This is a genomic window from Corynebacterium mycetoides (assembly GCF_900103625.1).
In the GTDB taxonomy this organism is placed as follows: domain Bacteria; phylum Actinomycetota; class Actinomycetes; order Mycobacteriales; family Mycobacteriaceae; genus Corynebacterium; species Corynebacterium mycetoides.
The window spans coordinates 110,274-122,949 of the sequence record NZ_LT629700.1 but is presented as its reverse complement, the minus strand read 5'-3'; the positions used below and the strand labels follow the sequence as shown (position 1 = coordinate 122,949).

Genomic DNA, 12,676 nt, shown 5'->3' with positions numbered 1-12,676 from the left:
CGCACCAGATTACCCGCGGAACCCGCGGGGGCGAACTACAGTCAGATAGGACATGACACTTCCTGATTCCGGTCCCGTCATCGGCGAGGACGGCCTCGCCCGCCCGCCGTGGGCGGCCACCGACCCCCTGCTGCGCCACTACTACGACACCGAGTGGGGCATGCCCGTGAGAGATGAGCGCGGCATGTTCGAGCGGCTGTGCCTCGAAGGCTTCCAGGTCGGCCTGTCCTGGCGCCTCGTCCTGCAACGACGCGACGCCCTGCGCGCGGCCTTCCACGGCTTCGACCCCGACGCGGTGGCGGCCATGGATTCCGTGGAGCATTTGATCGACGACGCCAAGCTGATACGCAACCGGCGCAAACTCGAGGCCGCCGTGCGCAACGCGCGGGCCACGGTCGCGCTGCGGGATGATGGCACGCATCTGGGCGAGTTTGTGTGGTCCTACCAGCCGGCCGACACGCCCGCGCCGCGCACCGTGGAGGAGATCCCGACCTTTTCCCCCGAGTCGGAGAAGCTGGCAAAGGATCTCAAGGCGCGCGGTTTCACGTTCGTCGGCCCCGTCAACATGTACGCGCTGATGGAGTCCACCGGCATTGTCGACACCAACCTGATAGGCACGTGGCGCCGCGGCGCCTCCGGCGTGTGGGCCTAGCTCAGACGTTCAGTAGCGCTAGCTTCTTCCCACACTTCCTTGGCGGCCGAGAAGTTCACCGCGGCGATGATCAGCCCCACGATGATATCGAACCACGCGGTGGGATAGACGAAGGTGAGCAGGCCGGCGGCGATGATCAAGATGCTGCCCAGGGCGTCGTTCCGCGCGGCGAGCCACGCCCCGGTGGCGAGCGACTCGCCCGTGCCGCGCACCTGCGCGAGAATGGCAGCGCACAGCAGGTTGACCGCGAACGCTCCCACCGCGATGAGCGTCAGTCCCTCGGCCGAGGGGGGCACGGGGTGCACGATCTTGTACACCGCCATGCCGAGCGCGGCGAACGCCGGCACGAGGATCAGGCCTGCCAGCACCCGCCCCGCCACCTGCCGGCGGGCGAGCGGCCACGCTGCGGCGAAGAACACGAGCAGGTTGATGGCGGTGTCCTCAAGGAAGTCGACAGAATCGGCGAACAGTGCCGCCGACCCGAGGGCGAGGGCGGCGGCGAACTCGACGATGAAGTACGCGAGGTTGAGAAGCGCAGCCGTTAAAACCGCGCGGCGCACTAGCTCGCCCGGTGGTAGTCGTCGTACTCGTACTGCACGGCGGCGCGCTGGCTGCTCGCGAGGTTGGCGAAATCCGGGCTCTCATCATCAAGCTCGACGATGATCGCGCCGGGCACGCGGCGCTGGCCGGGCTGCGCGGTGACCACGCCCAGGCGGGCGCGGCGGAGCTGGCGCACGCGGCGTGCATGCAACGCCCGTTCCTGGCGCACGACGGAACGCAGCGCCACCATGTACCAGACCGTCAGGGCGATCGTCAGCGCCGGCAGAGCCCACACCCAGCCGCCCGCCACGAACGCCGCAACGAACGCGAGGACGTCGGCGATGATCAGGCCCAGCAGCGTGCGCTGGCGGCGCTGGAACCGGTCCGCGCGCGCCGCGCGCTCCCGGACGGGATCCCAGCCGCCGCGCCCGCGGCGGTTCTGGGCAAAGGCGATCTCCTCCTCCGTGAGCTCGCCGGAGGAGTCCTGGCCCTCGGACTCGATTTCAGGGACGGTGTCGGGTTCGGTGTCGGGTTCTGGTTGGGCTTCTACCGCATCTTCCACCGCATTTTCTACCGCGTCGTCACCGTAGCCGTAATCAGCCGGCGAGGAGTAGGACTCCGCGAGGTCGTAGTAGCCCTGCTCAACGGGCTCGACGTGTTCCGCATCGGCGGCGTCGCGTTCCCGCAGCACCGACAGGGCGGTGGAGCCACCCGTCTCCTCGGCAACGACCTCGCCAACGACCTCGCCTTCGACGAGGTTGTCCGCCACGGCGGGCACGGTTTCCCGGGAGGGCTGCACCGCATCAACAACCTCGACGGCCTCGACGACCTCGAAGTCGCCGGCGTCGTCATGATCGTGCTGGTGCACGTCGGCGGTGGACAGCTTCGGGCGGCGGCGGGGCGCGACCGGCTCGCTGCCACCGGAGTGGAGCACGCGCGTGGCGTCGTAGCCGTCGCCGGAGTGGCGGATCGGCTTCGTGCTGTCCATGACGATGGGCGCTAGCACGATGACCCAGACGACGATGATCAGCACGATGATCAGGCTGAGGCTGCCCATAGGGGTGGCCACCTTTCTGCAGCGGGGCGAACGGGAAAATCCGTGTTCAGGCTATCTGCCCGGCGACCGCGACACGCTCAGGCACGCCGAATTTTCCCGGCGGACTTCAGTCTCTCCACGGCGGTGGTGGCGTAGTCGTCCACGTTGAGCGCCACGAAGTGGTGGTCGCGCCACCGGCCGTCGATGTGGAGGTTTTCCCGCATGTAGCCCTCCGCGCGGTAACCGCAGGACGTAAGAACCCGGCCCGAGGCGGGGTTGGAGGGAAGGTAGGTCGCGGTCACGCGGTGCATCCCCACCCGGCCGAAGGCGTGGTCGGTGCCGAGCGCGCACGCGGCCGTGGCCACACCGCGGCCCATGAAGGCGGAGTGGACCCAGTAGCCGATCCAGCACTCCCCGACCGAGCCGTGCTGGATGTTGCCGAGGGTGACCTGACCGGCAAACCTGCCGTCGACCTCGATCGCGAGCGGGACGACCGCGCCGTCGCCGGCGAGCCCGCGCAGGTTTGCATATGTGGCGCGCCACGCCGCCGGGGTGTGGGCGGCCGCCCACGTCGAGGGCACTGTGGGCTCGACGGGTTTGAGCCAGCGTTCGTCGGCGAGGCGGTAGCGCGACCAGTCGCGCCCGTCGCTCGAGCGCAGGGGCCGCAGGCGCACCGTGTTTCCCGCGGCGAGCGTGACCTGCGCGGTGGCCTCCGGCCAGCCCGGCGGGCGGGCGGGCGAGCCGAAGCCGAAAAGAGTGAGCACTGTGTGCACGCCGCTAGCGCTGCTGGAGGAACTCGACGTCCACGAGGTCACCCGGGCGTACCTCGGTGACATCTACCGGGACAATGACGAGCGCGTTGGCCTCGGCGAACCCCGCCAACAGGTGCGCCGGCGCGCCCTCCGCCCCGCCAAGCCCCTGCACCAGGTAGTCGCCGGTGTCGGCGTCGCGCATGAGGCGTCCCCGCACAAGACCGAGGCGCCCCGGAAGCGACTCGATGCGGCCGAGCGAGCGCGCCTTGACCGTCCTGCGTGTCGGCACCGCCTTGCCCAGCGACATGCGGATGACCGGCCGCACGAGCGTTTCAAAGATCACCAGCGAGCTCACCGTGTTCGACGGCAGCAGGAAGACGGGCACGCGCTCCTCGCCGATGAGCCCGAACCCCTGGACCGAGCCGGGGTGCATGGCCACCCGCGTGGTGTCGAGGTCGCCCAGCTCGCGCAGCACCTCCTGCATGGGTTCCGCCCCGCTGCCGCCGACCGCGCCGGTGATGATGAGCATTTCGCTTCTCGACGCCTGGTGGGCGACCGTCTCCTTCAGCGCGCGCGGCTCCGCGTTAATGATGCCGGCGCGGGTGACAGCGGCGCCCGCCTCCCTCGCAGCGGCCGCGACGGCGTAGGAGGCGACGTCGAAGACCTGGCCCAGGCCGGGGTCGCGCTCGATGTCGACGAGTTCGAGCCCGTAGGACATGACCGTGACGCGCGGACGCGGGTAGACCAGCACCTTGTCGCGCCCCGTTGCGGCCAGCAGCCCGATCTGCGCGGGCCCGATGACGGAACCCTGGCGCACCGCGACGTCGCCCGGTTGGATGTCGTCGCCCGCCTTGCGCACGAAGTCGCCGGTGCGCACGGGCCGCGTGGGCGTCATGCGTTTGCGGCCGCGGTCGCTCCACTGGAGCGGTAGCACGGCGTCGGCAAGCGTGGGCAGGGGCGCGCCCGTGGCGACGCGCACCGCCTGCTTCGGCTGCAGGCGCAAGGGCTTCTGCGAGCCCGCGGCCACCTCGCCGACGACGGGCAGCGAGCGCTCCGGGGGGACGTGCTGCGCACCGAGCGGCGCCTCGCCACCCACGTCCACCGCGCGCACCGCGTAGCCGTCGACAGCCGCCTGCGCGAAGCCGGGGAGCGGGTGCGCGGCGGCGACCTCCTCGGCACACATCAGCCCCAGGGCGTCCGTGATCCCGACGCGGATGGGCTCCGGGACGGGCGCGGCGTCGACCACGATGGCCAACTGGTCCTCAACACTGCGCATAGGGGACATACCAGGCAGACTACATTTCGGCTTCGTACTCGCGCAGGATCGCCTTGATGGCGGTGTAGAGCGCCGGCCCGTACTTCTCATCCCGCAACCCGAAATCGACGTTGGCCGGAATGTAGCCGCCCGGGTTGCCCAAGTCGTGGCGCTTCCCCTCGTGCACCACGACGTGCACGGGGTGGCCCTCCTGGATCATCAGCTCGATGGCGTCGGTGAGCTGCAGCTCGCCCCCCTTCCCCGGGGTGATGCGCCGCAGCGCGTCGAAAATCCCGCGGTCGAGCAGGTAGCGGCCCGTGGCAACCAGGGTTGAGGGTGCGTCCTCCGGGGCGGGCTTTTCCACCATGCCGCGGACCCGCTTCACGGCGAAACCGTCGAAGCCGGCATCAATCTCCTCCACGTCGAACACCCCGTAGTTGAACACCTCCTCGCGCGTGACGTTGAACGCGCACAGCACGGAACCGCCGAGGCGCTCGCGCACCTGCATCATCTTCTCCATCACACCGGTCGGCAGCACCAGGTCGTCCGGCAGCATGACGGCGACGACATCCTCGTCGTCATCCAGCGCGGATTCCGCGCAGCCAACCGCGTGGCCGAGGCCGAGGGGCTTTTCCTGAACCACCGAGACGGCGTCGATAAGCTTCGCGGCTCGCGCGACCTTTTCCACCTGGGCGGTCTTGCCCCGCTCGGACAGCGTCTCGCACAGCGCCTCGAACTCGCCGAAATGGCGCATGATCTCCTGCTTTTCGGGGGCGGTGATGATCACCAGCCGCTGCGCACCAGCCTCGGCGGCCTCCTCCGCGATCAGCTCGATGCCCGGCGTGTCCACCACGGGCAACAACTCCTTCGGCACTGTCTTGGTCGCCGGGAGGAATCGGGTCCCCATGCCGGCGGCCGGAACGACGACAGTCCTCATGCCGGGCGAAAGGTTCTCACTGGTTGTCCGCATGAGATAGCAGCTTACCCGGGCGCGGTCGCTGTGAGAGTATTCCCCTATGTCCGACAAACAGTCGTTGCGCGAGGAGCACCTCGCTTATCGACGCCACCTCAGCGCCCACCCCGCCCGCAAGCGCGACCTGGATGCCGCGATCACCCGGCACGCGGCGCGCTACCTCGCCGCGCTGGGCGCCGGGAACGTCGCGGCGTACGCGCCGCTGCCGCTCGAACCCGGGGGCGACAGTTTCCTCCCCGCCCTGGCCCGGGCGAGCCGCCGCGTGTTCCTGCCCGTCTCGCGTGACGACGGCACCCTGCGCTGGTCGCCGCACACCGGCGCCCCGGTGGCCGGAGCGTTCGGCATCGCCGAGCCGGGGGGCGCCCGCTTTACCTCGCGGGTGCTGCACTCGATGAGCGCGATTATCGTGCCGGCGCTCGCCGTCGACGCCGCGGGCATGAGGCTGGGCAAGGGCGCCGGGTACTACGACCGCGCTCTGCACGGCGTGGTAGCCCCCACCGTCGCCGTCGTCTACGAGCGGGAGCTCGTCGACGTGGTCCCCCACGAATCCCACGACATCCCCGTCGCCGCCGTGATTACGGAAACCGGGGTCCGCCAGCTCTAGGGAACCGTCCGCGCCCCGCGGCCGTCAAATAGGGCTGTGAAAGGGTTTGACAGGGCGCTCGAGGTGGCGCGCGAACCGGGCTACCGCCGAAACGTCGCGGTCCGCCGGGTTATCGCCGCCGGGCTCGTTGTGGCCGCCGGCATCAACGTGGCGCACCAGCGCGGCGCCGACCCCCTCGTGGTCACGTTCGCGCAACCGGTCGGCGCGGGCGAGGTCGTGGGCGCGGCCCACCTGCAGCTGACCCGGATGCCCGGCGGCGTGATCCCGGACAACGCCCTGCGGGAGCTCAGCGCCGCCGAGGGGCAGATCCTCGCCGCCCCCGCATCCCGCGGGGAGGTGGTGACGTCGACGCGCCTGGTCGGGCCCGATCTCACGCGCGAGCTCGTGGCCGGCGAGCCACCCGAGTCCTATTCCATGGTGCCGGTCGCCCTGGCCGAACCCGACATCATCCCCATGCTGCGCCACGGCGCCACTGTCGACGTTATCACCGTCATGCCCGACGGCACCCGCCCCGCGACGATCGCGTCCGGCGGCCGCGTTGTCCTCGCCGGCGGCGAGGAGGGCACGGTGATGCTGCTGCTACCAAACGCGGACGCCGCGGCGGTGGCCGCCGCGTCACTGTCCTCGCCGCTGACGCTCGTTCTTAGCCCTCCTCGCGGCGGTTGACCGTCTACACTTGCCCTTATGCTCAAAGGCTTTAGAGACTTCATCATGCGCGGCAACGTCATCGACCTGGCGGTCGGTGTCGTCATCGGCGCCGCGTTCACGTCCATCGTCACCGCGTTTTCCGACAACATCATCAACCCGCTCATCTCCACCATCGGCGGAGCCGAGTTCGGGTTCGGCTACCAGATCATCCCCGGCAACGAGGCCACCACGCTGAACTTCGGGGCGCTGCTCACCGCAATCATCAACTTCCTGCTCATCGCCGCCGTGGTCTACTTCTTCATCGTCGCCCCGATGAACAAGCTCGACGAGATGCAGAAGCGCCACCGCGGCATCAGCGAGGACGAGCCCGCTCCCACCGATACCGAGCTGCTCACCGAGATCCGCGACCTGCTGGCAGGAAAGAACCCGACTCAAGCCCCGTAGTGTGGCGGGCGCTCGTCCTCCAAATATTCCAGAAGGTCAAGCGGGGGCGCGGCGTCCTCATCTAAGACGACGAACCGGTCGTCGCCCCGTTCGCGCGGTACCGCGATGTCCGCGTCGCGGTCGTAGTCCACCTCGGCGGTGCGCTTGGCGCGCCGCCTTTTGCGATCCTTCACTCTGGCCCCAGTTGAGACGGATTAGACGCTGTGCTTGTTCAGGTCAGCGATGAGGTGCGTGACCAGCGGCTGAAGGGTGGACATGCCGTCGCGGATCGCCTGGCGGCTCGCCGCCAGGTTGACCACCACGGTGGAGCCCGAAACCCCGCAGATACCGCGCGATGTCGCGGCATCGACCGCGCCGCACGCCTGGCCGGAGGCGCGGATCGCCTGGCCCACCCCCGGGACCATCTTGTCGATGACCGCGCGGGTGGCTTCCGGCGTCTTGTCGCGGGCAGCGACACCGGTTCCGCCGACCGTGAGGACCAGGTCGACGCCGCCCACGACGCCGGTTTCGATGGCCTTGCGGATGTCGGCCTTCTTCGACTTGACCCGGACCACCGCGTCCACCTGGAACCCGGCCTCGAGCAGGAGCTCACCCACGAGACGGTAGGTATCGTCCTCCGGGTCCTCAAAGCTGTGGTCGGAGACCAGCACCACCAGCGCGCACGGCGGCACGGGCGCGTTGTCCTGCATCTCCGTGGCCAGCAGGAAAGCGTCGTCCGGCTCGGTGAGCTCCAACGCGTCAAGTGTGTCTGACATAAGGCTTTCCTTCTTTGTTTCCGGGGGCGAATGTGCGCTGTGCGCTTAAGAACTTACTCCGAACTCAGCGTGACATCTACCGATCTGGGGCTGTCACTCCCCTCGGACTGGACCTGCAGCGTCACCGTCTCCCCGAAATCGCGCGACCGGGTCGCAGCGATAAGCGCGTCGGCCGAATCAATGGGGCGATCGTTGAGTCGGGTGATCACGTCGCCGGGTTTGAGCCCCGCCTGATCCGCCGGGCTTCCGGGCTCCACCGCGGCGACGGCCGCGCCCCTTGTGGGGTCCACGATGCTCACCTGCACGCCGAGCATCGGCTGGCGCGACTCGCCCGTCTCGATGAGCTGCTTGGCCACGCGCTGGGCGAAGTTGGACGGGATGGCGAACCCGAGGCCGATCGAGCCCGCGCCGCCCTTCGGGCCGGACGACATCGACGCGATCACCGAGTTCATTCCAACGAGGTTGCCGTTCATGTCCACAAGCGGGCCGCCCGAGTTGCCGGGGTTGATCGCCGCGTCGGTCTGGATGCCGTCCATGAGCGAGCTCTCGCCCCCACCCTGGGAGGCGCGGACCGGCCGGTTGAGAGCGGAGATGATCCCGCTGGTCACGGTCGCGGAGAACCCGAGCGGGGAACCCACCGCCACGACCTCCTGGCCCACCTGCAGCTCGTCGGAGTCGCCGAACCGGATGACGGGAAGGTTGTCCACCCCTTCGATCTTCAGCACGCCGACGTCCGTGTTCACATCGGAGGCGACGTAGGTTGCCGGGTGCGTGGAGCCGTCGTTAAGCGTGACCGAAATCCCCGCACCGTTTTCCCCCTCGGCGATGACGTGGTGGTTCGTCAGCACGTAGCCGTCGCCCGAGATGATCGACCCCGAACCCTCCGCTCTCCCGCGCGGGCCCGTGACCGTGATGGAGACCACCGCGGGGAGGACTGTGGCCGCCACTTCCTCCACCGAGCCTTCCGGCGCGGGGTCGGGGTTCGTCGCTGGCTGGGCGTCGAGCGCCTCATTTACATACGCGGATGCCGAGCCGCCCGCGGATTTTCCGGCGACGTAACCGGCCCCGGCGCCAGCGAGCAGCGAGGTGACCAGCGCGACGGCAACGGCGGGTCCGACAGCCGAGCGGGGCGTGGCCTGTATGGGATTGTTCATAGCCCCTCATTGTGCCCGGCTCGCCTGCGGTGCGACTGCGCTTCACGACGCGCCAAGCGTAACAATTCCTGAATGTTTTCTGTACGCGAAAACCGGGCCCCGCGAGCGGGGACCCGGCTAAGAGTGTTAGTGCGTTAGAACTGCTCGACGTCGATGAGGCCTGCCTTGGCGGCCTTGACCAGGCGGCGCGGGATGCGCACCTCCTGGCCGTCAATTTTGACGGTCTGCAGGTCGGGATTGTCGGCCTTCCACTGCGAACGGCGCGCGTGGGTGTTGGCGCGGGACTTACGGAACTTCTGTACAGCCATGTCGTATTCTCCTCCTTCGACCTGTTAGTTTGCGGACTTCTTCTTGCGGCGGGCCATGCCACCGAAGCGCTGGTTAAACTTCTCAACGCGGCCGGCGGTGTCCATGAGGCGCTGCGCGCCAGTCCAGAACGGGTGGGACTCGGCGGTCACGTCGACGACGATGAGCGGGTACTCGTTGCCGTCCTCCCACTGCTCGGTGCGATCGGAGGTCATCGTGGAGCGGGTCAGGAACTTGTTTCCCGTGTTACCGTCCTGGATGATCACCGGGTGGTAATCCGGGTGAATATCATTCTTCATGTTCGGATTCGTCTCCCTCAGGATTGAACTTCAGGTCGGTTCCCCGCAGTTGGTCGAGGATCGTGCCTGAGTTGGGTGCGAAAATGGTCTCTCGTCCGGCTCGCGCAGGACAACTCGAAGTATCCTACAGGTGACGTGCATAAATACCTAATCTCCCCGGCGATCCCCGCGGCGCTGACTGCGGTCGCGTTTCTCACCGCTGTCGACACCGCCGCGGCGGCCACCTTGCTCGGCCGGCTGCTCCCCGTGCTCACTTTCGCCGCGGGCATGTCCGTCGTGGTCAACCTCGCCGCCGGCGCCGGCCTGTTCGGGTGGGTCGCCGCCCGCCTCAACCGCGCCGGTTTCCTGTTTCTGTGTGCGATTTCCACTGTGTTCCTCTCGCTGGATACCACCGCGATCATGCTGACCCCGCTCGCCGTCCACCTCGCCCGCCGCCGCGGCGCGCCCGTCGCCGGCCTGGCGCTGGCGGTGGTGTGGATCGCCAACCTCGCCTCGCTGCCGCTGCCGGTGTCGAACTTGACCAACCTGCTCGCCCTCGACTCCTTCCCCGACAGCCGCGCCTACATCCGCGCCGCCCTGCCTCCCGGTCTCGCCCTGATCACGCTCGCCCTGATCGCGTCTTTGCTTGTCGACGCCCACCGCTTACGCCCCGCAACCTCCCCCACACCTCCCCCTGCCCCGCCTCCCGCCGTACCCGCCATCGTGGGGATCACCATGGTCGCCCTCCTCAGCCCGGTGCCCTACTGGGCAACCAGCACCGCCGCCGCGGTGGCGATGGCTGTTGCGGTGGGCCGCGCCTCGCTCACTCCCGCGCTTATCCCCTGGTCGGCACTTTCCCTCACCCTGGCCCTGTCCGCCTCCGCCACCGCGGCGCTGAGCCTGGGCGCGGGGGTGGAGGTGTCCGGGGTGTGGTCTGTGGCCGCCGCCGGCGCGCTCGGCGCCAACGTGGTGAACAACATTCCCGCGTTCTTTGTGCTCGAGCCCGCGGTTTCCGGGCCCGTGGAGCTCCTTGCTCTGCTCATCGGCGTCAACGCCGGCGCGGTTGTCACCCCCTGGGCGTCCTTGGCCACGCTGCTGTGGGCGGACCAGCTCCGCCGCGCCGGGGAGCCGGTGCCGTGGCGCACCTACGTCGCGTGCGGGCTCGTGCTCGCGCCCGTGGCGGTGCTGGGAGCGACGGGAGTGCTCCTAGTGTCCTCCCCCTAAACTCGGACACCCCGAACGTGCGCGATTTCGGGCTTCTCAGGCGCACGTTGGGGCGTCCGAGTTTAGGCGGAACGGAATAGGGCCGCGCTGCGGTAATCGACAGCGAACGATTAGGAAATTCGGGGACGGGCCTGTAGTGTTTATTCACGCTGTTGTCGAAGTACACGTTTACGCCTGCGTCAACCGATTGCCACCGGCACCCTCGACGGAACCTCACGCCTCGAGCGCGGTGCCACCCTCACAGGCAATCAGCGCGTGGGCGGCAGAAGAGAAAGAAGTCAACCCATGTCGGCACATTGCCAGGTCACGGGACGTCAGCCGTCGTTCGGCAAGACTGTCTCGCACTCGCACCGCCGCCACTCCCGCCGTTGGAACCCCAACGTGCAGAAGAAGCGGTTCTACCTGCCCTCCGAGGGCCGTACCATCACCCTGAACGTCTCCGCCAAGGGCCTGAAGATCATCGACCGCGACGGCATCGAGTCCGTCGTCGCCGCTATCCGCGCACGAGGTGAGAAGGTCTAATGGCACGTAACGATATCCGCCCGATCATCAAGCTCAAGAGCACCGCGGGCACCGGGTTCACCTACGTGACCCGCAAGAACAAGCGCAACAACCCGGACCGTATCACGTTGAAGAAGTACGACCCGGTCGTGCGTAAGCACGTCGAATTCCGCGAGGAGCGATAATTTATGGCTAAGAAGTCTAAGATCGCCAAGAACGAGCAGCGCAAGGAAATCGTCGCACGCTACGCCGAGCGTCGCGCTGAGCTCAAGGCAATCATCCGCAACCCCGAGACCTCCGACGAGGATCGTCTCGACGCTCAGTTTGAGCTCAACCGTCAGCCGCGCGACGCCTCCCCGTCGCGCGTGCGCAACCGTGACTCGCACGATGGTCGCCCCCGCGGCTACCTCCGCAAGTTCGGTCTGTCCCGTGTCCGCATGCGCGAGATGGCTCACCGCGGTGAGCTTCCGGGCGTCCGTAAGTCCTCGTGGTAAGGAGGAGCTAACACTATGAAGCGTGGAAACAACCAGCGCAAGCAGCGCATGGAGCAGTCCCGTCGCCCGAAGAAGAACCCGCTCAAGGCCGAAGGCATTGAGAAGGTCGACTACAAGGACGTCAAGACACTGCGTCTATTCATTTCGGATCGCCACAAGATCCGTTCCCGCCGCGTCACGGGCCTGACCCCGCAGCAGCAGCGCCAGGTCGCTACCGCTGTGAAGAACGCGCGCGAGATGGCTCTCCTGCCGTTCACCAGCCGCTAAACCTCCCCCGAGGTTCGGTTGACAACAGCAGCGTAGAGTCTTCGACTCAAACAAAGCACCCGCCGCTCCCCATGGGAGTGTGGCGGGTGCTTTTAAGTAGAATAAGGTGTCATGTCTGGAACAGTGGGTCGTCCCCGCAAGAAAAGCCCGCGACGCAAGGGAAAAACCGCTCGCGACGAGATTCTCGACGCCTCCTCCGAGCTGTTTACCACCCAGGGCTTCGCCATGACGTCCACGCACCAGATCGCCGATGCGGTGGGCATCCGGCAGGCATCGCTGTACTACCATTTCCCGTCCAAGACGGAGATCTTCCTGACCCTGCTCATGGGCACGGTCCAGCCCTCGCTCGACTTGGCGACGGACCTGGCTGACATGGACGAAAGCCCCGCCCTGAAGCTCTGGGCCCTCGTCGCGGCGGAGACGCGCATTCTGCTGTCCTCTAATTGGAACATCGGCCGCCTCTACCAGCTGCCCGTCGCCAACTCGGAGGAGTTCCACGACTACCACGAGGCGCGGCGCGCCCTGGAGGACGTGTTCCGCGGGCTCGCGGCGGAAATCGTCGGCGACGACGACCCGCGCATCGACCTGCCTTTCCACATGACCCTGGGCGCGATCGAGATGCGCGACAACACGGGCAAAGCCCCCTACCCGCTTGTCGACGATGCCCTGCCCGCGCCGTCGGTCATGATCGCCGACGCGGTTCTCGACGTGCTCCACGCCGAGCTGCCGGAGAACCGCGGCATGCGCACCCTCGACCTCGTCTCGAAGGTGCTCGAGGACGCCTAGAGTACGC

Annotated in this window: 20 protein-coding genes; 10 read left to right on the top strand and 10 right to left on the bottom strand. The window is 67.9% G+C overall.

Features of this window, described 5'->3' with window-relative positions; all coding sequences use genetic code 11:
* Positions 1–52: 52 nt before the first annotated feature.
* Positions 53–652: a DNA-3-methyladenine glycosylase I gene (locus tag BLS40_RS00655; protein WP_092147409.1), complete on the top strand. Its 600-nt coding sequence runs from the start codon at positions 53–55 to the stop codon at positions 650–652.
* On the opposite strand, the gene BLS40_RS00650 is transcribed toward BLS40_RS00655, so the two are convergent.
* The 5 genes from BLS40_RS00650 to BLS40_RS00630 form a co-directional block, all read right to left on the bottom strand.
* Positions 649–1,212, bottom strand: coding sequence for a cation transporter (locus BLS40_RS00650; protein ID WP_092147407.1), 564 nt, complete (start codon positions 1,210–1,212; stop codon positions 649–651). The two genes, BLS40_RS00655 and BLS40_RS00650, sit on opposite strands and share 4 nt — an antisense overlap.
* Complete coding sequence (gene sepX, locus BLS40_RS00645) at positions 1,212–2,249, bottom strand: divisome protein SepX/GlpR (RefSeq protein WP_092147404.1); 1,038 nt, start codon at positions 2,247–2,249, stop codon at positions 1,212–1,214. The genes BLS40_RS00650 and sepX overlap by 1 nt, the downstream gene beginning before the upstream one ends.
* Positions 2,250–2,326: 77 nt before the next feature.
* Positions 2,327–2,992, bottom strand: a complete 666-nt coding sequence (locus tag BLS40_RS00640; protein WP_231908472.1) for a GNAT family N-acetyltransferase — start codon at positions 2,990–2,992, stop codon at positions 2,327–2,329.
* 13 nt (positions 2,993–3,005) lie between these two features.
* The gene (gene glp, locus BLS40_RS00635; protein WP_092147398.1) at positions 3,006–4,256 is read right to left on the bottom strand and encodes a molybdotransferase-like divisome protein Glp; all 1,251 of its coding nucleotides are present in this window, start codon (positions 4,254–4,256) and stop codon (positions 3,006–3,008) included.
* 19 nt (positions 4,257–4,275) lie between these two features.
* Positions 4,276–5,205, bottom strand: coding sequence for a UTP--glucose-1-phosphate uridylyltransferase (locus tag BLS40_RS00630; RefSeq protein WP_092147395.1), 930 nt, complete (start codon positions 5,203–5,205; stop codon positions 4,276–4,278).
* A 46-nt stretch (positions 5,206–5,251) separates the two neighbouring features.
* Here BLS40_RS00630 and BLS40_RS00625 point away from each other — a divergent pair, with 46 nt between their 5' ends.
* The 3 genes from BLS40_RS00625 to mscL are packed head-to-tail and all read left to right on the top strand — an operon-like array spanning position 5,252 to position 6,904.
* Entirely contained in the window at positions 5,252–5,812 is a 561-nt protein-coding gene (locus BLS40_RS00625; RefSeq protein ID WP_092147392.1) for a 5-formyltetrahydrofolate cyclo-ligase, read from the top strand.
* A 36-nt stretch (positions 5,813–5,848) separates the two neighbouring features.
* Positions 5,849–6,478 (top strand): SAF domain-containing protein, encoded by a 630-nt coding sequence (locus BLS40_RS00620; protein ID WP_092147389.1) that lies wholly within the window; start codon positions 5,849–5,851, stop codon positions 6,476–6,478.
* An 18-nt stretch (positions 6,479–6,496) separates the two neighbouring features.
* Positions 6,497–6,904: a large conductance mechanosensitive channel protein MscL gene (gene mscL / locus BLS40_RS00615; RefSeq protein WP_092147386.1), complete on the top strand. Its 408-nt coding sequence runs from the start codon at positions 6,497–6,499 to the stop codon at positions 6,902–6,904.
* Here the strand turns inward: mscL and BLS40_RS00610 are convergent.
* The 5 genes from BLS40_RS00610 to BLS40_RS00590 form a co-directional block, all read right to left on the bottom strand.
* A complete protein-coding gene (locus BLS40_RS00610) occupies positions 6,892–7,077 on the bottom strand; it encodes a hypothetical protein (RefSeq protein WP_092147383.1) in 186 nt (61 codons plus the stop codon). The genes mscL and BLS40_RS00610 overlap by 13 nt on opposite strands.
* A gap of 21 nt (positions 7,078–7,098) precedes the next feature.
* Positions 7,099–7,659: a MogA/MoaB family molybdenum cofactor biosynthesis protein gene (locus BLS40_RS00605; protein WP_092147380.1), complete on the bottom strand. Its 561-nt coding sequence runs from the start codon at positions 7,657–7,659 to the stop codon at positions 7,099–7,101.
* 53 nt (positions 7,660–7,712) lie between these two features.
* A complete protein-coding gene (locus tag BLS40_RS00600; protein WP_092147377.1) occupies positions 7,713–8,813 on the bottom strand; it encodes a S1C family serine protease in 1,101 nt (366 codons plus the stop codon).
* Positions 8,814–8,947: 134 nt separating this feature from the next.
* Entirely contained in the window at positions 8,948–9,121 is a 174-nt protein-coding gene (gene rpmF, locus BLS40_RS00595) for a 50S ribosomal protein L32 (protein WP_092147374.1), read from the bottom strand.
* Positions 9,122–9,145: 24 nt separating this feature from the next.
* The gene (locus BLS40_RS00590; RefSeq protein WP_092147370.1) at positions 9,146–9,418 is read right to left on the bottom strand and encodes a type B 50S ribosomal protein L31; all 273 of its coding nucleotides are present in this window, start codon (positions 9,416–9,418) and stop codon (positions 9,146–9,148) included.
* A 135-nt stretch (positions 9,419–9,553) separates the two neighbouring features.
* Between BLS40_RS00590 and BLS40_RS00585 the strand changes: the two genes are divergently transcribed.
* The 6 genes from BLS40_RS00585 to BLS40_RS00560 all read left to right on the top strand — a co-directional run bounded on the left by BLS40_RS00585 (position 9,554) and on the right by BLS40_RS00560 (position 12,669).
* On the top strand, positions 9,554–10,621 hold the full coding sequence (locus tag BLS40_RS00585; protein WP_231908471.1) for an SLC13 family permease: 1,068 nt from the start codon (positions 9,554–9,556) through the stop codon (positions 10,619–10,621).
* 285 nt (positions 10,622–10,906) lie between these two features.
* Positions 10,907–11,143, top strand: a complete 237-nt coding sequence (gene rpmB, locus BLS40_RS00580) for a 50S ribosomal protein L28 (RefSeq protein WP_092147367.1) — start codon at positions 10,907–10,909, stop codon at positions 11,141–11,143.
* Positions 11,143–11,307: a 50S ribosomal protein L33 gene (gene rpmG / locus BLS40_RS00575; protein ID WP_006841072.1), complete on the top strand. Its 165-nt coding sequence runs from the start codon at positions 11,143–11,145 to the stop codon at positions 11,305–11,307. Before rpmB ends, rpmG begins: the two co-directional genes overlap by 1 nt.
* Before the next feature lie 3 nt (positions 11,308–11,310).
* Positions 11,311–11,616, top strand: coding sequence for a 30S ribosomal protein S14 (rpsN, locus tag BLS40_RS00570; RefSeq protein WP_092147364.1), 306 nt, complete (start codon positions 11,311–11,313; stop codon positions 11,614–11,616).
* 15 nt (positions 11,617–11,631) lie between these two features.
* On the top strand, positions 11,632–11,883 hold the full coding sequence (gene rpsR / locus BLS40_RS00565) for a 30S ribosomal protein S18 (protein WP_006841074.1): 252 nt from the start codon (positions 11,632–11,634) through the stop codon (positions 11,881–11,883).
* 111 nt (positions 11,884–11,994) lie between these two features.
* Positions 11,995–12,669: a TetR/AcrR family transcriptional regulator gene (locus tag BLS40_RS00560; protein ID WP_092147361.1), complete on the top strand. Its 675-nt coding sequence runs from the start codon at positions 11,995–11,997 to the stop codon at positions 12,667–12,669.
* The last annotated feature ends 7 nt before the right edge of the window (positions 12,670–12,676 follow it).

What these genes read in the sequence shown, in the direction of transcription:
- rpmG (WP_006841072.1), top strand. Translation starts at nt 11,143, where the DNA reads ATGGCACGTAACGATATCCGCCCGATCATCAAGCTCAAGAGCACCGCG.
- rpmF (WP_092147374.1), bottom strand. Translation starts at nt 9,121, where the DNA reads ATGGCTGTACAGAAGTTCCGTAAGTCCCGCGCCAACACCCACGCGCGC.
- BLS40_RS00655 (WP_092147409.1), top strand. Translation starts at nt 53, where the DNA reads ATGACACTTCCTGATTCCGGTCCCGTCATCGGCGAGGACGGCCTCGCC.
- BLS40_RS00625 (WP_092147392.1), top strand. Translation starts at nt 5,252, where the DNA reads ATGTCCGACAAACAGTCGTTGCGCGAGGAGCACCTCGCTTATCGACGC.
- rpmB (WP_092147367.1), top strand. Translation starts at nt 10,907, where the DNA reads ATGTCGGCACATTGCCAGGTCACGGGACGTCAGCCGTCGTTCGGCAAG.
- rpsN (WP_092147364.1), top strand. Translation starts at nt 11,311, where the DNA reads ATGGCTAAGAAGTCTAAGATCGCCAAGAACGAGCAGCGCAAGGAAATC.
- BLS40_RS00590 (WP_092147370.1), bottom strand. Translation starts at nt 9,418, where the DNA reads ATGAAGAATGATATTCACCCGGATTACCACCCGGTGATCATCCAGGAC.
- BLS40_RS00630 (WP_092147395.1), bottom strand. Translation starts at nt 5,205, where the DNA reads ATGCGGACAACCAGTGAGAACCTTTCGCCCGGCATGAGGACTGTCGTC.
- rpsR (WP_006841074.1), top strand. Translation starts at nt 11,632, where the DNA reads ATGAAGCGTGGAAACAACCAGCGCAAGCAGCGCATGGAGCAGTCCCGT.
- glp (WP_092147398.1), bottom strand. Translation starts at nt 4,256, where the DNA reads ATGCGCAGTGTTGAGGACCAGTTGGCCATCGTGGTCGACGCCGCGCCC.
- sepX (WP_092147404.1), bottom strand. Translation starts at nt 2,249, where the DNA reads ATGGGCAGCCTCAGCCTGATCATCGTGCTGATCATCGTCGTCTGGGTC.
- BLS40_RS00560 (WP_092147361.1), top strand. Translation starts at nt 11,995, where the DNA reads ATGTCTGGAACAGTGGGTCGTCCCCGCAAGAAAAGCCCGCGACGCAAG.
- BLS40_RS00600 (WP_092147377.1), bottom strand. Translation starts at nt 8,813, where the DNA reads ATGAACAATCCCATACAGGCCACGCCCCGCTCGGCTGTCGGACCCGCC.
- mscL (WP_092147386.1), top strand. Translation starts at nt 6,497, where the DNA reads ATGCTCAAAGGCTTTAGAGACTTCATCATGCGCGGCAACGTCATCGAC.
- BLS40_RS00605 (WP_092147380.1), bottom strand. Translation starts at nt 7,659, where the DNA reads ATGTCAGACACACTTGACGCGTTGGAGCTCACCGAGCCGGACGACGCT.